Annotated in this window: 23 protein-coding genes; 7 read left to right on the top strand and 16 right to left on the bottom strand. The window is 46.1% G+C overall.

The window, feature by feature from the left end:
* The first annotated feature begins 153 nt into the window (after positions 1-153).
* From HHL17_RS29755 to HHL17_RS29745, 3 genes are all read left to right on the top strand, one after another.
* Positions 154-669, top strand: coding sequence for a peroxiredoxin family protein (locus HHL17_RS29755; protein ID WP_169228475.1), 516 nt, complete (start codon positions 154-156; stop codon positions 667-669).
* 77 nt (positions 670-746) lie between these two features.
* The gene (mdh, locus tag HHL17_RS29750; protein ID WP_169228474.1) at positions 747-1,688 is read left to right on the top strand and encodes a malate dehydrogenase; all 942 of its coding nucleotides are present in this window, start codon (positions 747-749) and stop codon (positions 1,686-1,688) included.
* A gap of 238 nt (positions 1,689-1,926) precedes the next feature.
* Positions 1,927-2,388, top strand: a complete 462-nt coding sequence (locus HHL17_RS29745; RefSeq protein ID WP_169228473.1) for a MarR family winged helix-turn-helix transcriptional regulator — start codon at positions 1,927-1,929, stop codon at positions 2,386-2,388.
* Here HHL17_RS29745 and HHL17_RS29740 read toward each other — a convergent pair.
* The 3 genes from HHL17_RS29740 to HHL17_RS29730 form a co-directional block, all read right to left on the bottom strand.
* Positions 2,385-3,620: an MFS transporter gene (locus HHL17_RS29740; RefSeq protein ID WP_169228472.1), complete on the bottom strand. Its 1,236-nt coding sequence runs from the start codon at positions 3,618-3,620 to the stop codon at positions 2,385-2,387. The two genes, HHL17_RS29745 and HHL17_RS29740, sit on opposite strands and share 4 nt — an antisense overlap.
* Before the next feature lie 77 nt (positions 3,621-3,697).
* Positions 3,698-4,384: a DedA family protein gene (locus HHL17_RS29735; RefSeq protein WP_169228471.1), complete on the bottom strand. Its 687-nt coding sequence runs from the start codon at positions 4,382-4,384 to the stop codon at positions 3,698-3,700.
* A gap of 48 nt (positions 4,385-4,432) precedes the next feature.
* Positions 4,433-5,749, bottom strand: coding sequence for a dicarboxylate/amino acid:cation symporter (locus tag HHL17_RS29730; protein ID WP_169228470.1), 1,317 nt, complete (start codon positions 5,747-5,749; stop codon positions 4,433-4,435).
* Between the two features lie 250 nt (positions 5,750-5,999).
* On the opposite strand from HHL17_RS29730, the gene HHL17_RS29725 reads away from it, so the two are divergent.
* On the top strand, positions 6,000-7,433 hold the full coding sequence (locus tag HHL17_RS29725; protein WP_206156221.1) for an amino acid permease: 1,434 nt from the start codon (positions 6,000-6,002) through the stop codon (positions 7,431-7,433).
* A 179-nt stretch (positions 7,434-7,612) separates the two neighbouring features.
* A complete protein-coding gene (locus HHL17_RS29720; RefSeq protein WP_169228468.1) occupies positions 7,613-8,323 on the top strand; it encodes a YebC/PmpR family DNA-binding transcriptional regulator in 711 nt (236 codons plus the stop codon).
* 77 nt (positions 8,324-8,400) lie between these two features.
* Here the strand turns inward: HHL17_RS29720 and HHL17_RS29715 are convergent, their stop codons facing one another.
* The 3 genes from HHL17_RS29715 to HHL17_RS29705 form a co-directional block, all read right to left on the bottom strand.
* Positions 8,401-9,129, bottom strand: a complete 729-nt coding sequence (locus HHL17_RS29715) for a response regulator transcription factor (protein WP_168871767.1) — start codon at positions 9,127-9,129, stop codon at positions 8,401-8,403.
* Positions 9,130-9,403: 274 nt separating this feature from the next.
* A complete protein-coding gene (locus HHL17_RS29710; RefSeq protein ID WP_169228467.1) occupies positions 9,404-10,369 on the bottom strand; it encodes a D-2-hydroxyacid dehydrogenase in 966 nt (321 codons plus the stop codon).
* 222 nt (positions 10,370-10,591) lie between these two features.
* The gene (locus HHL17_RS29705; protein WP_240975998.1) at positions 10,592-12,970 is read right to left on the bottom strand and encodes an alpha-ketoacid dehydrogenase subunit alpha/beta; all 2,379 of its coding nucleotides are present in this window, start codon (positions 12,968-12,970) and stop codon (positions 10,592-10,594) included.
* Positions 12,971-13,195: 225 nt separating this feature from the next.
* Between HHL17_RS29705 and HHL17_RS29700 the strand changes: the two genes are divergently transcribed.
* Together HHL17_RS29700 and HHL17_RS29695 are read left to right on the top strand one after the other, a co-directional pair.
* Positions 13,196-13,588, top strand: a complete 393-nt coding sequence (locus tag HHL17_RS29700; RefSeq protein ID WP_169228465.1) for a DUF1573 domain-containing protein — start codon at positions 13,196-13,198, stop codon at positions 13,586-13,588.
* A gap of 107 nt (positions 13,589-13,695) precedes the next feature.
* Positions 13,696-14,895: a pyridoxal phosphate-dependent aminotransferase gene (locus HHL17_RS29695; protein WP_169228464.1), complete on the top strand. Its 1,200-nt coding sequence runs from the start codon at positions 13,696-13,698 to the stop codon at positions 14,893-14,895.
* A 686-nt stretch (positions 14,896-15,581) separates the two neighbouring features.
* Here the strand turns inward: HHL17_RS29695 and carA are convergent.
* The 10 genes from carA to map all read right to left on the bottom strand — a co-directional run bounded on the left by carA (position 15,582) and on the right by map (position 22,519).
* Positions 15,582-16,694, bottom strand: coding sequence for a glutamine-hydrolyzing carbamoyl-phosphate synthase small subunit (gene carA, locus HHL17_RS29690; RefSeq protein ID WP_169228463.1), 1,113 nt, complete (start codon positions 16,692-16,694; stop codon positions 15,582-15,584).
* Positions 16,695-16,830: 136 nt separating this feature from the next.
* Positions 16,831-17,655 carry a hypothetical protein gene (locus HHL17_RS29685; protein WP_169228462.1) on the bottom strand — a complete coding sequence of 275 codons (825 nt, stop codon included), beginning with the start codon at positions 17,653-17,655 and terminating at the stop codon, positions 16,831-16,833.
* Between the two features lie 129 nt (positions 17,656-17,784).
* Positions 17,785-18,279 (bottom strand): 50S ribosomal protein L17, encoded by a 495-nt coding sequence (gene rplQ / locus HHL17_RS29680; RefSeq protein WP_169228461.1) that lies wholly within the window; start codon positions 18,277-18,279, stop codon positions 17,785-17,787.
* 110 nt (positions 18,280-18,389) lie between these two features.
* Positions 18,390-19,385 carry a DNA-directed RNA polymerase subunit alpha gene (locus HHL17_RS29675; RefSeq protein WP_168871759.1) on the bottom strand — a complete coding sequence of 332 codons (996 nt, stop codon included), beginning with the start codon at positions 19,383-19,385 and terminating at the stop codon, positions 18,390-18,392.
* A 67-nt stretch (positions 19,386-19,452) separates the two neighbouring features.
* Positions 19,453-20,058, bottom strand: a complete 606-nt coding sequence (gene rpsD, locus HHL17_RS29670) for a 30S ribosomal protein S4 (RefSeq protein ID WP_169228460.1) — start codon at positions 20,056-20,058, stop codon at positions 19,453-19,455.
* 154 nt (positions 20,059-20,212) lie between these two features.
* A complete protein-coding gene (rpsK, locus tag HHL17_RS29665) occupies positions 20,213-20,614 on the bottom strand; it encodes a 30S ribosomal protein S11 (RefSeq protein ID WP_078666997.1) in 402 nt (133 codons plus the stop codon).
* A gap of 111 nt (positions 20,615-20,725) precedes the next feature.
* Positions 20,726-21,106 (bottom strand): 30S ribosomal protein S13, encoded by a 381-nt coding sequence (gene rpsM / locus HHL17_RS29660; RefSeq protein WP_078666996.1) that lies wholly within the window; start codon positions 21,104-21,106, stop codon positions 20,726-20,728.
* A 58-nt stretch (positions 21,107-21,164) separates the two neighbouring features.
* Entirely contained in the window at positions 21,165-21,281 is a 117-nt protein-coding gene (gene rpmJ / locus HHL17_RS29655) for a 50S ribosomal protein L36 (protein ID WP_073083232.1), read from the bottom strand.
* Positions 21,282-21,351: 70 nt separating this feature from the next.
* Positions 21,352-21,570, bottom strand: coding sequence for a translation initiation factor IF-1 (infA, locus tag HHL17_RS29650; RefSeq protein WP_012789309.1), 219 nt, complete (start codon positions 21,568-21,570; stop codon positions 21,352-21,354).
* Positions 21,571-21,718: 148 nt separating this feature from the next.
* Positions 21,719-22,519 (bottom strand): type I methionyl aminopeptidase, encoded by an 801-nt coding sequence (map, locus tag HHL17_RS29645; protein WP_169228459.1) that lies wholly within the window; start codon positions 22,517-22,519, stop codon positions 21,719-21,721.
* Positions 22,520-22,592 lie beyond the last annotated feature (73 nt).

The raw sequence follows: 22,592 nt of genomic DNA, 5'->3' as shown, positions 1-22,592 counted from the left end.
ATTGCAAAAGTAGAAATTTTTGCATATGAACGAACACTAAATTCCTAAAATTAGGCAGATTAGTCTCTTTTCGACCCAATTTTCGTCTTTTTTCTCCAATAAATGACATTAAAGGGCTAAATTGAATTTTAAATAAAGCAAATTCATAGTAGTATGCGTCAGTTTTTCTTATTTGTATTGTGTTGTGTACCAATGTTCCTGAAGGCTCAAAGTACCACCCCTTCCAAACCGGCCTATTTGCAATATCCCATCGTTCCGGCTTTCCCGATGATCCTTCCCGATGGCAATACGTTTACTAAAAATGATCTTCGCAAAAACGAAAAGACCATGGTCTTTGTTTTCAGTGTGGATTGTGACCACTGCAAACATCTGACGGAAGAAGTACTGAAAAACATTGACAAGTTCAAAAATGTACAGATTCTGATGGTAACCCCCTTCAAGATAGAGCAGATGAAGGAGTACTATGACCGCTATAACATCAAAAAATACCCCAATATTATCATGGCCAGCGAACCTACGCGCCAGATCATGTATTTCTACGATCTGCACTACTTCCCGGGACTTTATCTGTACGATAAAAAACAACAGTTCATCAAAGGATTTGAGGGCACTGTTAAACTGGATTCACTGGTACATTACCTGGCCAGTCGCCCGTTGAAATGGCAATAAGTACGAGGCCGGATCTGATCCCGAATCATTACATTTGTTTATTATAATCATTCTTCACTTTTAAAGCTATCGACAAAATGAAAGTTACAGTAGTAGGAGCTGGGAATGTGGGCGCTACCTGCGCCAATGTGCTGGCCCATAGAGATTTTCTGCAGGAAGTGGTTTTACTGGATATTAAGGAAGGAACAGCTGAAGGAAAGGCCCTGGACACCTGGCAGCAGGCTCCCATTGATTATTACAGCACCAAGGTGACCGGTGTTACCAACGATTACGCCAAAACTGCCAACAGTGATGTGGTAGTCATCACCTCCGGTCTTCCCCGCAAACCCGGCATGAGCCGCGATGACCTGATTTCCACCAACGCCAACATCGTTAAATCAGTCACTGAAAATATTGCAAAACACTCACCAGACGCTATTATCATCGTTGTCAGCAATCCGCTGGACGTAATGACCTATTGCGCCTACCTCACTGCTAAAAAAAGCAGCTCCAAAGTATTCGGTATGGCCGGCATCCTCGATACCGCCCGCTACCGCGCTTTCCTGGCAGATGAAATCGGATGTTCCCCTAAAGATATTCAGGCCATCCTGATGGGCGGCCATGGCGATACCATGGTACCCCTCCCCCGTTATACCACCGTCAGCGGTATTCCGGTAACTGAACTGGTAGCTGCCGATAAACTCGAGGCTATCATCCAACGCACGAAAGTAGGCGGCGGCGAAATCGTTAATCTCCTCGGCACCTCCGCCTGGTACGCTCCCGGCGCCGCAGCTGCCCAGATGGTGGAAGCCATCGTGAAAGATGAAAAACGCATCTTCCCCGTTTGCGCATGGCTCACCGGCGAATACGGCCTGAAAGACATCTACCTTGGTGTTCCTGTGGTACTGGGTAAAAACGGTATCGAAAAAATTCTGGAACTGCAACTTAATGCCGACGAAAAAGCACTGCTCAATACTTCTGCCCAACACGTGAAAGAAGTAATGGACGTTCTGGATAAAATGCAGTCTGCTACTGCTTAACCTGTATCCAAACAAAATAACGGATTACAGCAACCGAAATTTTTTTCGCTGCTGTAATCCGTTATCATTTATAAAACCAGCTACCATCACCGGGAAAAATACTGGCACCAACCCCGCAGCGAATGTTAACTAGTGTTAAAAAAGATTCGTAATTTTGATTAGAGCCTGCATAAACTGGTATAAATGAAATACTTCCAAATCTAACGGGCACCATTTCGCTAACTCATAGCAACAGCGTATGTCAAATCTTGAAAAACTAATTACACAAAAAAATTTCGGAGATGAATATCAGCGGGGACTTGTGAGCCTCATCTTCATCGGTAACTGGATCACCTCCCGCCATCAACAGTTTTTCAAACGTTACGACATCACCATGCAGCAGTACAATATACTGCGCATCCTTCGCGGACAACATCCTAAAGCAGCCAGTATCAACGTGCTGAAAGACCGTATGCTCGACAAAATGAGCGACGTGTCACGTCTCGTGGAAAGACTGCGTAAAGCAGACCTGGTGGAACGTAAAAGTTGTGAACTGGACAGAAGAGCAGTAGACGTGAAAATCACGTCCAAAGGACTGGAACTGCTCAGCGCCATTGATACTGAACTCAGTCACCTCAATGACACCTTCAAAGCGCTGAACGAAAAAGAACTCAGTCAGCTCAATAAACTGCTGGACAAAATGCTGGAAGCCTATCACTAAATTTCTTCCAGATAATTCAGGTCTTTCCCAAAAGTTTCTTCAATATTCCAGGCTGCTATCATTGCTACGCCGATACATACCACGGCTACGATAGCGCCACTCTGCAAAAAAGTAAAATAACCCTGCACCTGCACAAATAACAGGGATATCAATGGTAACATGCCCCGTGCAAAATTAGGCACGGTAGTGGCCACAGTAGCCCGCAGGTTGGTACCAAAACTCTCTGCGGCAATCGTGACAAAAATGGCCCAGAAACCAACACTGAAGCCAAGGATAAAACAAACGGTATAAAATGCCCAGGTAGCTGCACCAAACATATTCAGGTACACGGCCACCATGGCGCCTGTCAGTAACAGGAACAGCAACATTACTTTACGCCGGCTTCTCCACAACTGACTGATCAAACCAGATGAAAAATCACCCAGGGTAAGCCCCGCATAACAGAAAGCCACGGCATCTCCCGGGCTAATGGCTCCCGTAACATTCATCTCCTTCGCAAACTTATTGGAGAAAGCAATCAGGATACCTACTACAAACCAGGTAGGCGCTCCTAACAAGATGCATTTCAGGTATTTAAGAAACCGTTCCCGGCTGGTGAATAAAGCAAAAAAACTTCCCCTGGCCGTAGTGGAAGTACGCACCGCATTAAACATATGCGACTCCATTACACTTACCCTCAATACCAGTAAACACAAGCCCAGACCACCTCCGATAAAATAACAGATACGCCAGTCACCCACCAGTTTAGCGATCAGATTGGCGGCTACCGCACCGGAAACCCCTACTGTGGCCACGATCATGGTACCATAACCGCGCTTTTCCTTCGGCAGGATCTCTGATACCAGCGTAATACCGGCTCCCAGTTCACCCGCCAACCCAAAGCCTGCCACAAAACGCCATAAAACATACCCGTTGATGCCATGTACAAAACCATTGGCAATATTTGCCACAGAATAAATGAGGATAGACCCAAACAACACGCTTAAACGCCCTTTTTTATCACCGATGATGCCCCAGACAATACCGCCTATCAACAGGCCCAGCATCTGAATATTGATAAGCAACAGGCCGGCGCCGGCGTCAATTTCATTTTGTGGCACCCCCAGTTCTTTCAGGCTGGGTACACGTACGATGGTAAAAAGGAGCAGATCATAGATATCTACGAAATAACCCAGTGATGCAACGATCACGGCAATGTTAAAGATAGAAGCAGAGCGGCTATCAGTTTTCATGTGGACTTTGGTTGATAAAATAAATAACGGTTAAAATAAAAAAAAATGGGCCAATTACAGCCCATTTTTTATAACTCCTATAAAGTTGTATCCGATGTGTTGGTAACTTCTGACTGATTCGGGTCTGGATGATGTTTCACTTTTCCGGAGAGCAGTTTGATAATTACCGGCAAAGTAGTGATCACAATGATAACCAGTATGATCAGCTCCAGGTGATTCTTCAGGTTGGGGAAGAATTTGTCCAGGTAGTGGCCGGCCAGCATCATGGAAAATACCCAGGAGAAGGAGCCGATCACATTAAAGAGCATGAACTTCTTTTTGTCCATCTGTACCATACCTGCCACAATAGGGGCAAAAGTGCGGATAATGGGCAGGAAACGGGCCAGGAAAATAGCGCCACCACCGTATTTCACAAAGAAGTCGTGTGCCTGATGCAAGTGTTTCTTTTTGAAGAAAAAAGTGTCTTTCTTTTTAAATAACAGCGGGCCGGATTTTCTGCCAAACCAGAAGCCTACCATGTTACCCAGTACACCAGCCAATGCAATCAACAGCATTATGACAAAAAACGGTATATCAAAGAAACTCCGGCAGAGGTCTGCACTGTAAATACCTGCCACAAAGAGCAGGGAATCGCCGGGGAGAAAAAAGCCAATAAATAAACCGGTCTCCGCAAAAACAATTGCCAGTAACAGGTACAGGCCACCGTGTTCAATAATCCACGAGGGATTAATGAGGTGTTTAAAAAACTCTAAAATCTGGTCCATGCTAATAAATTCTGTTCAGAATCGGTAAAATAAGAATAAAACTGTTATCTATTTGTTAACTAAAATTCCATTGCTATCATCGCCTGGTCCCAGCTTATTCTCCCATTTAGACACCACCGCAGTGGCCATTGCATTACCAATTACGTTGGTAGCAGAACGTCCCATGTCCAACAGATGGTCCACACCCAGCAGCAGCAATAAACCTGCTTCCGGAATATGGAACATGGACAAGGTACCGGCTATTACCACGAGGGAGGCCCTTGGTACGCCAGCGATACCTTTACTGGTGATCATTAACACCAATAGCATCGTGATCTGTTGATCAATGCCCAGGTGCATGCCATAAGCCTGTGCAATAAACAGGCTGGCAAACGTCATATACATCATAGAGCCATCCAGGTTAAAGGAATAGCCCAGGGGTAATACAAAACTTACAATACGGTTGTCGCAGCCGAACCGCTCCAGTTCAGCCATGGTACGCGGATACGCCGCTTCACTACTGGCCGTACCGAAAGCCAGTAACAGCGGATCTTTGATACCGCCCAGTAACCGGAACACCCGTTTACCGAGTATCAGCCATCCTACCAATGCCAGTACAATCCATAAGCTAAACAGGCCCAGATAAAACTGGATAATAAATTTACCATACACCAACAGAACAGAAAGCCCTTTGGTGGCTATGATAGCGGCCATTGCACCAAATACCGCAAATGGCGCGAAGTTCATTACAAAGCCGGTCACTTTCAGCATAATATGCGCCACACTATCCATCAGCTTCACTACCGTTTGCGCCTTTTCACCAATCGCTGCAGCGGCCACACCAAAGAAAATCGCAAATATCACGATCTGCAGAATTTCATTTTTAGCCATGGCATCAATCACACTATCCGGCACCACGTGGTGGAAAAAGCCTCTCAGTGTCATATCTGCCTTGGCAATACCAGAACTGGCATGTGTATCTGGCAGCGGCAGATTGAGAGACAGGCCCGGCTTCATGATATTCACCAGCACCAGACCCAGGAACAATGATACAAAGGTTGCACTGATAAACCACAGCATGGTTTTGCCACCTACGCGGCCTACCGCCTTGATATCGCCCATCTTGGCCACACCCACTACCAGTGTGGAAAACACCAGCGGGGCAATAATCATTTTTACCAGCCGCAGGAAAATGTCTGTCAGAATAGAAATCCGGTCAGCAAAAACCTGAGGGGCGTCGCTTTGAGTAATGGTAGCCACTCCGCCAGGTTTCATGAGCTGGTCAGCAGGAACAGCATAAGCCAGCCAAACCGCATAACCAGTACTGATGCCCACCAACATGGCAATAAAAATGAACAGAGTAAGCCTATTTGATGATTTCTTCATGCAACGCCAGGATTTTTTCTTCTTTAAAAAATTTAATAATTGTTGTAACCGGAAAATTTCCCAAAAATAAGGTTCTGCCGGTACAAATAAGCGTTTCAGGCCAAAATAAAAGTATCCGTTCTAGATTTTAGATATTATATTTGACGATCGACGTACAACACAACAGAACTAAACTACCTTAAAACATCAACCACAACTTTTCTTTTGTATGGGTCTTCTATTTTCCAGAACCAAGTCTTTAAATCAGCTCATGAATGAGGCGACCGAGTCAGAGAAGGGACTGAAACGATCTTTATCCGCAACGAACCTCGTTGCTCTGGGTATCGGCGCTATCATCGGCGCAGGTCTGTTTTCCCTGACTGGTCTGGCAGCAGCCAACAATGCCGGCCCCGCCGTTACTATCTCCTTCCTCATAGGCGCTATCGGTTGCGCTTTCGCAGGCCTTTGTTATGCCGAATTTGCTTCCATGATTCCTATTGCAGGAAGTGCTTATACTTACTCCTATGCTACCATGGGTGAATTCATGGCATGGATCATCGGATGGGACCTTGTGCTGGAATATGCACTGGGCGCGGCAACCGTGGCTATCAGCTGGTCCCAGTACCTGGTGAAATTCCTGCATCACTTTAATATTCATCTGCCTGCACAGCTGACGGCATCTCCTTTTGAAACCGTTACCCTGATGGATGGTAGCACCGTGCACGGCTTCATGAACTTCCCGGCTATCCTGATCGTAGGCGCGCTCTCCCTGCTGTTGATCCGCGGTACCCGTGAATCAGCCTTCACCAATGCTTTGCTGGTAGCGCTGAAAGTAACCGTGGTACTGGTATTCATCGCAGTAGGCTGGAACCATGTAAACCCCGATAACTATCACCCTTATATTCCTGAAAACCAGGGCTTCGGCCACTTCGGTATTTCCGGTGTATTGCGTGGTGCTGCCGTGGTGTTCTTCGCCTTCATCGGTTTCGACGCGGTATCTACGGCGGCACAGGAAGCGAAAAAGCCACAGAAGGATATGCCTATCGGTATTCTGGGCTCGCTTGTCATCTGTACCGTACTGTACGTGCTTTTTGCCCACGTCATGACCGGCCTCGCCAACTATAAAGAATTTAAAGACAGCGCTGCACCGGTAGCGATCGCCATTGCGAAAACACCGTACGGCTGGCTGCAACAGGCTATTATCCTCGCTATCCTGGCGGGTTACACCTCTGTGATCCTGGTAATGCTCATGGGCCAGTCCCGTGTGTTCTACTCCATGTCAAAAGACGGCCTGTTGCCAAAAACCTTTTCTGATGTACATCCGAAATACCGTACTCCGTACAAATCAAACCTCCTGTTCATGGTATTTGTGAGCCTGTTCTCCGCTTTCGTGCCGGTGCATGTGGTAGGTGAAATGGTGAGCATTGGTACACTGTTCGCGTTTGTACTGGTATGTATCGGTATCATCATCATGCGCAAAAAACAGCCGGATGCCCCCAGACCGTTCAGAACACCGTTGGTGCCTTTTGTTCCGATCATGGGTATCATTATCTGCGTGGTAATGATGGGCGCCCTGCCATGGGATACCTGGTTACGACTGGCTATCTGGATGGGCCTCGGTTTCATCATCTACTTCGCCTACAGCAAGAAAAACAGTAAGATCGGGCAGCAAAGTGAGCAACAGAGCGTTGCTGAGAAATTGTGATCCCTTCATCACTGAACAATATTTACAGAAAACCGCCCGGCCACTTTTCCCGGGCGGTTTTCTGTTATAAAAGGGCTCCATTTTAGCCGAAAGTTCTCTAAATTTGCATCTTTATTAGCCTTTTGGGGTGATACACCTCCAATTGTTATCATTCACAAATAATTAATTTATAACCCATTATGGGAAGGATATTTGAAGTAAGAAAGTCAACCATGTTTGCCCGCTGGGACAGGATGGCCAAAGCATTCACAAGAGTCGGTAAGGAAATCGCTATTGCAGTAAAAAATGGCGGTCCTGACCCCGACAACAACCCTGCACTGCGCCGTTGCATGCTCAACGCCAAAAGCGCCAATATGCCTAAAGACCGTGTGGAAGCGGCAATCAAACGTGCAATGGGTAAAGACAAGACTGATTACGAGGAGGTGGTATATGAAGGTTATGCCCCTCACGGCGTAGCAGTAATCATTGATACTGCTACTGATAATACTACCCGTACTGTGGCCAACCTCCGTATGCACTTCACCAAAGGTGGCGGCGCCCTGGGCAACAGTGGTTCCGTAGGTTTCCTGTTCAACCGTGTGGGTGAATTCAAAGTGAAAAATGCCGGCCAGGACCTGGAAGAACTGGAGCTGGAACTGATTGATTTCGGTATGGAAGAAATCGGGGAAGACAGCGAAGGCAACATCATTATCCGTGCTGCTTTCAATGAATTTGGCAATATGGCCAAAGCGCTGGAAGACAAAGGCCTGGAAGTAATCAGCTCAGAGCTGAAACGTATTCCCACCACTACCTTGGAACTGAATGAAGAGCAGGCCAAAGAGGTACTGGAGCTGGTAGATCGTCTGGAACAGGACGATGACGTTCAACAGGTATTCTATAATCTGAAATAAAGGTTATTTCCATAAAAAAAGAACGTCCCGGCAAATGCCGGGACGTTTCTATTTCAGGTTTAAAAAACAATCAGGCTTTACGCCTTCTCAATGATGTGGGTACGGTCCATCTCGTTGATGACCAGCATAAGACCTTTTCCGTGAAAGGTTTCTATCCGGATAGAGGGATCCATGGCAATATGCCGGCGTAAGCGACTCAGGTACACGTCCATTACCCGTTGTGCCAGGTAACCGTCCGCTCCCCAGACACTCGCCAGGATATGCTCCCTTTTCAGTTTTTTGTTAGAGTTTTCACACAGATAGCGCAGTAATTCCGCCTCCTTGGGAGCGATCCGAACGTGATTTTCTACCTCATTGTCTTTATGCCGCAACTGAAGCTGGGAATAATCAAAAACAAGGTTACCTACTGTATAGACAATCCGCTTCTCACTCCGAAGCAGACGGCTGCGTTTAATGTAGACTTTAATACGGCTGATCAGTTCATCCGTATTGAAGGGCTTTACCAGGTAATCATCCGCTCCGATATCAAATCCCTGCAACCTGTCCTGCTCCATATAACGGGAAGAAGTAAATACGATGGGGATGTTAAAATCCGTGGCCCGTATTTCTCCCGCCAATGTAAAACCATCTTTCCTGGGCATCACCACGTCCAGGATGCATAAATCAAAAATCGTTTCCTGGAATTTCTCCCAACCGGCCTGTCCGTCGATGGCATGCGTTACTTCAAAATTGGCACGCTCCAGCTGCCGCTTGAGCACTTTGGCAAAAAATTCATCGTCCTCTACCAATAGAATACGTGATTTCATATTTCGGTTGAATTTTGAAGGTGACCTCCTGAATTTAGCGACTTCCCCCTTCATAAAAACGCGGTCGGTCACAGAAGGTACCGCCCTGTTTTTATATATTTTAATTCTATAAGGGTAAAATATACGTTTTCAAAATTATACTAAAACCGGTGACCATTCTATTCAAGTTACAGGAGTTGTTCAGCTTATTCATTCTTCAGACAAAAATTAATAGTTATTTATAAGAGGGTTACCTGAATATACAAACACATGATTAAAATATCAAAATAATATTTTATTGTATTTTATTGATATTATTTTGACACCTCCCTTGTAGGTGTTGATGTACATTCTCTACTGCCATGCGCATCAACCGGCCTCGTGCTGCCTGCGTTGCCCACGCGATATGAGGTGTAATAATAGCGCCTGGTGCGTGTACCAGCGGATTATCTGCTGCGGGCGGCTCTGCGGAAAGCACATCCAGCCCTGCTCCTGCTATCACACCTTCTTTTAATGCCTCAGCCAGATCGGCCTCGCGGATCAGCGGTCCCCGGCTGGTATTAATCAGAAATGCTGTTTTTTTCATCGTTTTCAATAAACCTGCATTCACAAACTCCCGGTTGTCCTGGTTCAGCGGACAATGCAGCGATACAATATCCGCTTCCCGGAAACAGGTGGCCTGGTCCACAAAAGTCACGCCCTCCATCTGGTCCCTGTCAGGATGTTTATGATAAGCGATCACTTTCATTCCGAAGGCCATGGCGATCTTTGCTACCGCCTGCCCTATCTGCCCAAAGCCCACAATACCCAATGTAAGGCCATCCAGTTCGGTCAGTGGTGTCTTCCAATAGCTGAAATCCACGCTGGAGGCCCATTCCCCCGCTCTCACAGTTTCTGCGTGCAAACCCGTCCGAAAACACAATTCCAATATTAATGCAAAAGTAAGCTGCGCCACTGAAGCAGTACTGTAAGCGGGAACATTGGTGACAGGTATTTTCCGGGCCGTAGCGGCCTGAATATCCACCACATTATACCCAGTGGCCATCACCCCGATATATTCGAGGGAAGGCAGGCTATTGATCGTTTCTGCGCTGACAATTGCTTTGTTGGTCAGTAAAATATGGGCATCTTTTGCTCGTTCCGCTACCAGGTCCGCCGGCGTACGGTCGTAGATGGTCACCTTCCCCAAAGCCTGCAGTGGCGCCCAGTCCAGGTCACCGGGATTTAAAGCATATCCGTCCAATACAACTATGTTTTTCATATATTTCTGTTTGTTCGTTAAATATACATGATGAATTAAATAATTATTAACTCAGACCGCTATCCTTCTGCACTTTGAAAAAATGCCACACCTTTGCTGCGCCATAATAACAGCAAAACTAAGCTTGCAATAACTGCTTGACTACATTAAACACAGAAGCCACCGCATATGCAGATTGGATGCATGTACGGTGGCTTCGCCTATTATGAGCAAGTCTGTTTGCTATTCTTCCATCATCTCCATCACCATTTTCACCACATCTTCCGTGTTGGGCTTGGAGAAATAATCACCATCAGAACCATAAGCCGGACGATGTGCCTGTGCGGCTAGCGTACGCGGAGCCACATCCAGCCAGCGGTAGCCGCCCTGCTGTTCCATCACCTGCTGGAACATATAGGCAGTGCCGCCTCCCGGTACGTCTTCATCAATGAAGGCGATGCGGTTGGTTTTCTTCAGTGATTGCACAATGCTGTGATGAATATCAAAAGGCAGCAACGTTTGTACATCTATCAGTTCACAGGAAATGCCCAGTTCTTCCAGTGTCACCATCGCTTCTTCTACGATGCGGGTCATGGAACCATAAGTTACCAGCGTAACATCGGTACCTTCTTTCAGCACTTCCGGTACGCCCAGTGGCACCGTGAATGTTTCGAGGTTGGAAGGCAGTTTTTCCTTGAGGCGGTAACCATTCAGTGATTCAATCACCAGCGCCGGCTCATTGGCCTGCAGCAGGGTATTGTACATACCGGCTGCCTGTACCATGTTGCGTGGCACACATACGTTCATGCCTCTCAGTGAGTTGATGATCATACCCATTGGAGAACCGCTGTGCCAGATACCTTCCAGCCGGTGGCCGCGGGTACGCACGATAATCGGGCAGTGTTGAATGCCCTTGGTACGATATTGCAGAGAAGCCACATCATCACTCAGGGGTTGCAGGCCATACAGTACGTAATCCAAATACTGGATTTCTGCGATAGGACGCAGGCCACGCAGGGCCATACCGATACCCTGGCCCATGATCGTTAATTCACGTATGCCCGTATCCGTTATACGCAGCGGACCATGTTTCTGCTGTAATCCAGCGAAGGCCTGGTTTACGTCGCCGATTTTACCTACGTCTTCTCCGAAAGCAAACACCTTCGGATTGTTGGTGATCAGCTGATCAAAATATTTGTTCAGCACCTCATAGCCGTTGAGCGTAGTGGCGTCATCGTTATATTCCACCGGTACTTCCGGTACATTCAATACCGAATTAGCGCCGGTTGCATGCAGATAGGAATTGTAATTTTCTTTTTCTTCCCGGAGATACTGATCGTAGTACTGCTGTAAAGCCTGTATGGCAGGATCAGCTTTCAGTTGCCGGTGCCTTACCAGAATGGTGGCAGCAGCTTTCAGGATATCCCTGCGCTGTGGTTCGCGGTTGGCCTGCAGTTCACGTACCTGCTGCGCTACCAGTTCAGCATTCGCGCCGGACACTTCTGTGAGAGGTGTAGCCAGTGCCACAAAGCGCTGTAACTCCTGTTTAATGGGGGTGATATATTTTTCCCATGCGGCCTTACGTGCGTCCTGTGCAGTGGTTTTAGCATTTGCTTCAATCTCCACCAGTGTTTCCTCATCACACAAGGCGTTCTCCATGATCCAGGAACGCATTTTCAGATTACAGTCGAATTCTTTTTCCCAGGACAGGCGCTCCTTGCTTTTGTAGCGTTCGTGGGAGCCGCTGGTAGAGTGGCCTTGCGGCTGGGTGATTTCTTCCACGTGGAATAGTGCGGGGATATGTGTTTCCCGTATTTTGCGGATAGCCGCTTCAAATACTTCGCACATACCGGCATAATCCCATCCTTTCACGTTATAGATATCAAAGCCGTTGGTGCCGTCCGCTTTACGGAAGCCTTCCAGTGCGACGCTGATGGAGTTTTTGGTAGTCTGGTATTTACGGGGTACGGAGATACCGTAGCCGTCATCCCATACGAAAACCGCCAATGGCACCTGCAATACGCCTGCAGCATTCATGGTTTCCCAGAAATGGCCTTCTGACGTAGAGGCGTCACCGATAGTAGCGAAACAAATTTCGTTACCGTTATCCGTAAGATGTTTAAGATCGTGCAGCGCTTCCACTTCGCGGAACATTTTGGAGGCGTATGCCAGTCCCACCGCACGGGGCATCTGTCCGGCCGTAGGCGCCATGTCTGCCGCGGAGTTCTTCATCTCCATCAGGTTGAGCCAGTTACCATCCTGATCGAGGTTGGGGGTCGCAAAATGCGAGTTCATCTGGCGGCCGCCGGAGAAGGGGTCATGCTGCTGATCGGGATCAGCATATAATTGGGAAAAGTATTGTTCGGGAGTAGCGATCCCAGTGGCAAATGCAACAGTCTGGTCGCGATAATAACCGGAGCGGAAGTCGCCAGGCTTAAAATACTTTGACATCGCCACCTGTGCCACCTCTTTCCCATCTCCAAAGATGCCAAACTTAGCCTTGCCCGTGAGAACTTCCCTGCGGGCCAGCAGACTCACTTCCCTGCTTTCGCAGGCCAACCTGTAGTCATTTAATACCTCCTTACGGAATTCTTCGAATGACAACCGGCTTTCTATATTCATAGATAGTGCTTTATTTTCTATCATGCCTCTTGGTTAAAGTACAAAAGTAAGGTTAATTATACAGTTGAAAAATCGGTCGCCAACATGCATTTAAAATAATCTGATTTTTTTTAATAAGATTTTAATAAATTACAAGGTAACAATTACTTTTTGGCCGTAAATTTGTCCTTGGTCAAAAAGAAATTTATATTTTTTAACCAGTCGCGCTAAAACCATCATATGAAAATGAAAAAATTCATCTTGTCCCTATTCGCCAGCCTGTTGATTACTACAGCTTTGTGGGCACAGTCTCAGCCTAATGCGGCAGACACGAAAGTAAAATTTGCGAAGGAAACTGTTGATTTCGGAAAAACAGCACTGAACAAACCAGTATCTGTTGATTTTGAATTCACCAACATTTCTAAAGAACCTATCCTGATCGAAGCTGCACGTGCCAGCTGTGGTTGCACTACGCCGAAATGGACACAGGAACCGATCCTGCCTGGTAAAAAAGGTAAGATCACTGCCAACTACAGTGCCAACGGTTTAGGCCAGCAGAACAAAACCATCTGGGTTAAGTTCAAAGGTGTTGATCAGGACAAAGAACTGCATCTGACCGGTACCGTAGCCAACAACTAGTTTTAGGTTAAAAAAAATATTAAAAACCTTACAGCAGCGCGCTGTAAGGTTTTTTTGTTGCCCTGCCTAACCCCTATCTTTGCAGGGCAAAAGATCAAAACAATTTTATGCCTACCATTAGCCAGAGAGGTGTGTTGATGCCACCTTCTCCCATCAGAAAACTTGTTCCCTTCGCCGAAGCAGCTAAGAAAAGAGGTGTGAAGGTATATCACCTGAACATCGGCCAGCCCGATATCGAGACCCCGAAACCGGTGCTGGACGCGGTGCGTCATTCTGAATTCAAAGTCCTGGAATACAGCCACAGCGCAGGTAACGAAAGCTACCGCCGCAAACTGGTGGAGTATTACGGACGGTTCGATGTTTCTTTGAACCATAACCAGATCATTGTGACCACCGGCGGTTCTGAAGCTATCGTCTTTGCTTTTATGGCCTGCCTCGATCCGGGCGACGAAGTGATTGTACCGGAGCCTTTCTACGCCAACTATAATGGTTTTGCCGTAGAAGCCGAAGTGAAGATCAAGACTATTACCGCTAATATTGAGACCGGCTTTGCGCTGCCTGCCATGGAAGCATTTGAGGCAGCTATTACACCGCGCACCAAAGCCATCCTGATCTGTAACCCAAACAATCCTACCGGTTACCTGTACAGCAAAGAAGAAATGGAAGTGCTGAAACAGCTGTGCCTGAAACACAACCTGTTCCTGTTCTCCGATGAGGCTTACCGCGAATTCTGTTACGCGGGCACCCACTTCTCTGCTATGAACCTGGAAGGCATGGACGACAATGTGATCCTGATGGACACGATCTCCAAGCGTTACAGCGCCTGTGGAGGCCGTATTGGTGCATTTGTGACCAAGAACCAGTCCGTGCTGGACGCCACCATGAAGTTTGCACAGGCCCGTTTGAGCCCCCCGTCCTTTGCACAGATTGCAGGTGAAGCCGCAGTGGACCTTCCGCTGGACTATTTTGATGGTATCAAAGCAGAATACCAGAGCCGCCGTGATGTGCTGGTAGAGGGCCTGAATAAGATCCCGGGCGTTTTCTGTCCTAATCCGGGTGGTGCGTTTTATGCCATGGCGCGGCTGCCAATTGATGACTCCGATAAGTTCTGCCAGTGGATGCTGGAGTCTTTTGAATACGAAAAACAAACGGTGATGATGTCTCCGGCGACCGGCTTTTACGCTACCCCAGGGCTGGGAAAACAGGAAGTGCGGTTAGCCTATGTGCTGAACCGTGACGACATTCGTCATGCAATAGTTTGCCTGGAAAAAGCACTGGAAGTATATCCTGGGCGTACGGACAAATAATTCATTTAAAAAACCAGGAGCTGAAATGAGAAGTGATCAACGCAAATCACATTATATTTAATTATATATATGTTTTATTTGCCGAATTCATCATTTTTTAACATTCACCTCTTGGTTTTTTCATGTTTTCTTTTGTATATTTGATGTACAAACAACAAAAGACGCAAAAATAAACAGAAATAAAAATATTTACATATACGATAGATTGCAAAATCTAAACTTGTTTAAGAAAAATTTAACCTGGAGAATTTCAACAAACGTTTTTTTGGAGCGAACTTTGGATCACATTACAGCAAGAGAATTATCAGTAATCTGTAAAAAGTATAAAGCTTACTAAAACGTTTTAGCAAAATATCGTATTTTTGTATCAGTTTTTCATAACGTGGAATTTATAAAGGCAAACGGCTCTGATCACAGAGCCGTATTTTTTTGTCCTTATATGCCGGTTTTCAGTCTGAAACTGCCGAAAATCCTCATTTTAGTCTTGTTTGCTAAAATTTTCACCACTCCGATTCAACATTACACACCTTTTTTTTATAATATTGTTATGTAATAAAACGGCGGAAAAGCTAATGCCTAGTTGCATAGTATTTTCGTTTGTTTTCATAACGTGGAATTTTAAAATGCAACGGTCCCGATTCCTCGGGACCGTCTCCATTATATTCCAGTCTTGTTAAACCTGTCTCTTATTTTTTGTTTGCCTTGATCATTTCGAAGAAATCATCGAACAGATAGCGGGAGTCGAACGGACCAGGTGTGCTTTCCGGGTGATATTGCACGGAGAAAGCTGGTTTGTTCTTGATACGGATACCTTCTACGGTATTATCGTTCAGGTTGATGTGCGTAACTTCCACCTGTTCACTGGCGGCGATCGCTGCAGCATCTACTGCAAAACCGTGGTTCTGGGTAGTGATTTCACACAGACCGGTTTTCAGGTTTTTAACCGGATGGTTCAGACCGCGGTGACCGTGGTGCATTTTGTAAGTTGGGATACCGTTGGCCAGTGCCAGCAGCTGGTGGCCGAGACAGATGCCGAACATCGGTCTTTCAGCAGCCAGGATTTGTTTCACGGTTTCCACTGCATACTTCAGCGGAGCCGGATCGCCGGGGCCGTTGGAGATGAAATAAGCGTGTGGCTTAAATTCTTCGCATACTTCAAATTTGGTATCCGTTGGGAATACTTTCAGGTACGCGCCCTTGTCGGACAGGCATTTCAGCATGTTTCTTTTCACGCCGTTGTCCATCACTGCAATACGGATTTCTGCGTCCGGATTGCCTACATAATAAGGCTCTGCAGTCGTCACTTCCTGGCAGAGTGCCAGTCCCTCCATGGAAGGTACCTGGGCCAGCTGAGCTTTCAGCTGTTCTACATCCAGGATTTCGGAGGAGATGATGCAGTTCATCGCACCTTTGCTGCGGATATGGGAAACCAGCGCGCGGGTATCTACATCATAGATGGCTACCAGGTTATTATCGGTCAGGAACTTTTCCAGCGATTCGTCTGCCATCTTTCTGGAATAGTTGTACGCGATATTTTTCGCAATCAGACCACTTATCTTAACACTGCCGCTTTCTACGTCCTCTTTACGGGTGCCGTAGTTGCCGATATAGCAGTTGTTCATGATAAGTACCTGTCCTTTGTAAGAAGGGTCTGTAAACACTTCCTGGTAACCCGTCATACCGGTATTGAAAGCTAATTCACCGGCGGCAGTGCCAATTTTCCCAAAAGCTTTTCCCTGAAAAACCGTACCGTCGTCGAGCAACAGTATGGCAGGCTGGATGGTTCTTGTCTGAGGCATTTCTGGTATCTGTTCTTGTTTTATATTTTAAAAAAAACCTTCAAGGGTTAGTACGCCCTGAAGGTTCGGATAAAAAACCGTGCAAAGTTATGAAATGCAAGGTTTAATTACAGATTTTTTTTGCTTTCTGCCCCGGTTATTTAATTTTTACTGATTTAAGCACGCGCTGGGCCACTTGTGGACCGATGGGGTCGTCATCCCGATAGTGGATCAGTATCTCCCAACGGTTGGCCCCTTTTACCACCACCAGGTTCTGGAATGCCAGCCGGATACCGCCTTTATACAGGTAGTTACCTTCCTCCAGCTGGCCCTGTATACCGGAAATCAGCACAGGGATGGATTTGGCATGGATATCAGACAGGTCATCCTGTTCCATCGCCTGGTGACTGTCCTCTTTGGCGTTTTCGAGCGTGTTGGCCACATTTTCAAAATAACTGTACATATTCACCGTGATTCGGATGCCGCCACCGTCCTCATTCCTGTAGCTTTTGGCATATTCCGTCACTTTAGCGATATCCGGCGCCAGTGGCTGGTCATGTATCCACAGCTTTACCGGTGTGCTTATTTCCAGTGCCTGACGGCCGATAGTGGCCGTTTGCCAGCTGGAATAGAGATATGACTTAGGCACTTTAGCGTACAGCAGCGTAAATACTGCCCTTTTGCCAAACAGTGTGCCGGCAGTGGCCAGCAGTACCAGTACCAGGGAGAAAAACACGATGACCTTGCCTTTATTGGCCGGCTGCAATTGTCTTTTGACCCAGGAGGAAGTGCGGTTGGGCTTTTTTTCCTTTATGGAGATGCCCACCGTTTGTTGATATTCCATGTAAGAGCCCATTGGGTGGAGTTTTCGCCAGTCAGCGAAAGTATTGGGCAGTTTTTTGCCGCATTGGTCACAAAAAGTGAGGTATTCGGATTTCAGGGGATTAGCATGCGAACAGCTCCCGCAAAGCAGGTATTTCATAGGCAATGATTAGGTGTTGGTTATTCCCCGTAGGGAAATACAACATAATATTACAAAATAAATATATTTATTTAGACATAAAAAAAGGACAAAGCGGGGCTTTGTCCTTTTGTGTATCGTAAAGTACGATTACTCAGCTGATTTCTCTTCAGTGGTATCGGCAGCTTTTTCTGCAGCAGGAGCAGCAGCGTCAGCTTTCTTTTTAGCACCACCGGCACGACGGGTTTTCTTAGCAGCAGCTTTTTCTGTCGGAGCACCGTAGATTTCGTTGAAATCAACCAGCTCGATCAGGGCAACTTCTGCGTTATCCCCATGACGTTTACCCAGCTTAATGATACGGGTGTAACCACCAGGACGGCTAGCTATTTTCTCACTGATCGCACCGAACAGTTCTTTGATAGCTTCTTTGTCCTGCAGGTAGCTGAACACGATTCTACGGTTGTGGGTAGTATCGTTTTTGCCTCTTGTGAGCAGTGGTTCAACGTAAACACGCAGTGCTTTCGCTTTTGCGAGGGTAGTGGTGATACGTTTGTGGCTGATCAGTTCGCAAGCCAGATTGGACATCAGGGCTTTACGGTGGGAAGCAGTTCTGCTTAATTTGTTTAATTTAACTCCGTGACGCATGACATTTGTTGTTTTACCCCTTACACCGTGTCAGGAATTGTAAGGTACTGTATTAAAAAAAGAGATGCCTTGCCGGATGAAGTCATCTGCAAGGCATCAGTATTGTTTGACTATTCTTCTTCGAGTTTCAGTTTGGACAGGTCCATACCGAAGTGCAGGCCTCTTTCGCCGAGCACTTGTTCGATTTCGCTGAGGGATTTCTGGCCGAAGTTTCTGAACTTCATCAGTTCTTCCTGTTCGTATTGTACCAGTTCGCTCAGGGAGTTGATTTTCGCTGCTTTCAGACAGTTGAATGCACGCACGCTCAGATCGAGATCTTCCAGTGGTGTTTTCAGGATCTTACGCAGTTGCAGTGTTTGTTCGTCCACTACATCTTCTTTTTCAGCGTCTTTGGTATCAAAGCTGATGTTTTCATCGGTGATGATCATCAGGTGCTGAATGAGGATACGGGAAGCTTGTTTTACTGCTTCTTCCGGGTGGATGGTACCGTCTGTGACAACCTCCATGATGAGTTTCTCATAGTCAGTTTTTTGTTCCACACGGGTATTTTCTATGCTGTACTTTACGTTTTTGATAGGCGTAAAGATAGAGTCGATAGCGATGTAGCCGAATACTGCATCTTTGGGTTTATTTTCCTCTGCTGGCACGTAACCGCGGCCTTTGCCGATAGTCAGTTCGATATCCAGTTTGGCAGAAGGGTCCAGGGTGCAGATCAGCAGTTCCGGATTCATGATCTGGAAAGCGCTGGTGGCTTTTTCGATCATGTCAGCGCGAAATTCTGTTTTGCCTTTGATGGACAGGGTAATCTTTTCGTTCGTTACGTCGTTTTCAGCGATCTTCTTGAAACGAACCTGTTTCAGGTTCAGGATGATCTCTGTAACGTCTTCGGTAACCCCTCTGAGTGTAGCGAATTCGTGATCGGCGCCTTCAATTTTTATACCCACAATGGCATAGCCCTCCAAAGAAGACAACAGTACGCGACGCAACGCATTACCGATAGTCACAGCATAACCTGGTTCTAATGGACGGAATTCGAATTGAGCTTCAAAGTCGGTAGACTTCTGCAATACGATCTTATCAGGTTTCTGGAAATTTAAAATTGCCATTGATATGATAGATTTATTAGTTTAAATATGAAGTTAGTCCATGGCCATAGCCATGGACTAATATTTATTACTTAGAGTACAATTCTACAATCAGTTGTTCCTTGATATTTTCAGGAACGCTCTCTCTCTCAGGATAAGCAATGAATACGCCTTTCATTTCTTTTTCATTCCAATCCAGCCAGCTGAATTTAGGATTTTTACCACGAATAACGCTGGTGAGAGCGGTATTGTTGGCAGTTTTGTTTTTCAGGCTGATAACGTCACCTGGTTTCAGTTGGAAAGAAGGTGTGTTTACCACAGTACCGTTAACGGTGATGTGTTTGTGGGATACCAGCTGACGGGCAGCAGGGCGGGAAGGAGCGATACCCAGACGGAAAACGGTGTTGTCCAGACGTGCTTCCAGCAGTTTGATCAATACTTCACCGGCAACGCCTTTTCTGCGGGTAGCTTCGTCGAACAGGTTGCGGAATTGTTTTTCCAGCAGGCCATAAGTGTATTTGGCTTTCTGTTTTTCTCTCAGCTGCAGTGCATATTCGCCCAGTTGTTTACGTTTGCGGTTAGCACCGTGCTGACCCGGAGGGTTACTGTTTTTACCTAAGTATTTACCATTACCTAAGATAGGTTCGCCAAAAATTCTGGAAATTTTGGTCTTTGGGCCTGTATACCTTGCCATGATTTAAATATAAGTTAGATTTTTTAGTTAATGATGTATGCTCTTCAAAAAATCTGAAAACCTGATCATACACCCAATTATAAATATAAATTACAAAGTCCAGATACCCAACTTCTATGGAAGTCCGGTATCTGGAATCTGTTATGATAGCTGACTATACTCTTCTTTTCTTGGGAGGACGGCAACCGTTGTGCGGTAAAGGCGTAACGTCTTTAATCATGCTCACTTCGATACCGGAGTTAGCGATAGCACGGATAGCGCTCTCACGACCTGCTCCTGGGCCTTTTACAAATACATCTGCTCTTTTCAGACCGGCGTCCATAGCAACTTTAGCAGCATCCTGCGCAGCCAGCTGAGCAGCGTACGGAGTGTTCTTTTTAGAACCTCTGAAGCCCATTTTACCAGCAGAAGACCAGGAAATAACCTGACCGTGCTTGTTGGTGATGCTCACAATGATGTTATTGAAGCTGGCGGAGATGTGTACGTCTCCGTAGTTGTCTACTTTTACTACCCTTTTTTTACTAGCAGCAGTTTTTGTATTATTTGCTTTTGCCATAATGATTTAAATTCCAAATATGAAATTCCAGATCCCAAATCTTCCGATCCTGTTGACATCGAAACCAAACCCCTCGTTTGGGAATTTGGGATTCCAACCTGGGATTAGTTATTATTTCTTAGTTGCTTTTTTCTTACCAGCCACTGTCTTACGTTTACCTTTGCGGGTACGGCTGTTGGTACGTGTACGCTGACCTCTTACCGGTAAGCCTTTCCTGTGACGCAGACCACGGTAGCAAGCGATATCCAGCAGACGCTTGATATTCATTTGTACTTCAGAACGCAGTTGACCCTCTACCTTAAACTCGCCGTTGATAATGTTACGGATGGCAGCTTGATCATCGTCATTCCAATCCTTCACTTTCTTGTTTACATCAATTTCCGCCTTGTTCAGGATATATTGGGCGGTAGAACGGCCTATACCAAAAATATAGGTGAGGCCAATTTCTCCTCTTTTATTTTTAGGAAGATCTATACCGGCTATACGTGCCATATTTATATTTTAGATTTTATGATTCTGATTAAAAAATCAAATTCCGTGGGGGAATAGATTATCCCTGACGTTGTTTGAAACGAGGGTTCTTTTTGTTGATCACCAACAGAACACCTTTTCTACGAACTATTTTACAATCCGCACTTCTTTTTTTGATTGCAGCTCTTACCTTCATGATGATTATTTTATAAAAGGTTATATTTTTTGTTAATTTATCTGCCTTAATGCACGAATCCGGGTCCCGCCTATTTGTATCTGAAAATTATACGGCCCCTTGACAAATCGTATGGGCTCATCTCCACTCCCACCTTATCTCCTGGCAGAATGCGTATGTAGTGCATTCTCATTTTTCCAGAAATGGTGGCCAGGATCTCGTGCCCATTTTCCAGTTTTACACGGAACATAGCGTTTGACAAGGCTTCTAATATAATTCCATCCTGTTTAATGAGTGCCTGTTTTGCCATAAAAATTTTTAGGACTGCAAAGATAGCATTTATCTTTTGAAATAGAAAAATTTCCCTTAATTATTATTAATATTGCCGATCCGGTCATTCATGCCAGTCAATCGCTATTTAAAACCCCTTCACTATTAACCAAATACACTAATATATTTTAGTAATTTGTATTCAGTTCCGGGTTGTTTTTTTCCGCTTTTTCGATTTCGGTAAAGGAAGACAGGATATCCGGCTTGCCTTTTCCTACCGCCACGGTATGTTCAAAGTGAACGGAAGGACTTCTGTCGCGTGTCACCACGGTCCAACCGTCTTCCAGGTATTCTACGTCCTTGGTACGGAGGTTGATCATAGGTTCGATGGCGATGACCAGGCCTTCTTTTATCACCGGACCGCTGCCACGTTTGCCATAATTAGGCACCTGCGGGTCTTCATGGAGGTGACGGCCCAGGCCATGCCCTACCAGTTCCCTTACCACACCGTAACCCCGTTCCTTCTCGGTATATTCCTGGATCGCGTAGGAAATATCGCCGATACGGTTGCCAATAATGGCTTTTTCGATGCCTTTATAGAGAGAAGCTTTGGTAGCAGCCATGAGGCGGCGTACATTCTCCGGCACGTTGCCAATGGCGAAAGTATAGGCACTGTCAGCATGGAAACCGTTCATATACACGCCTACGTCCACCGTGAGGATATCACCGTCTTTCAGGACGTGTTTATTGGGAATACCGTGTACTACTGCCTCGTTCACTGAAATACAGCAGGCATTGGGGAAACCTTTATAGTTTTTGAACGAAGGCACGGCTCCGTTTTCCACGATAAATTTATCCGCCACCGCGTCTACATCGAGTGTGGTCATTCCTGGTTTGAGGGCTTTCGCCACTTCGGCCAGGGCAGCGCTGAGGAGGAGGGCACTTTTACGGATCAGCTCTATTTCTTCCTTCGTCTTATAGTGAATCATCTTTAGTAAGCTTTTAGCAGTCCGGCCCTTTTTACGGGGCGATTGACGGCCTTAACAAAATATAATAGCCACC

The organism is Chitinophaga fulva, assembly GCF_012927205.1.
Classification (GTDB): Bacteria; Bacteroidota; Bacteroidia; order Chitinophagales; family Chitinophagaceae; genus Chitinophaga; species Chitinophaga fulva.
This window is presented reverse-complemented; position numbering and strand designations above follow the sequence as displayed.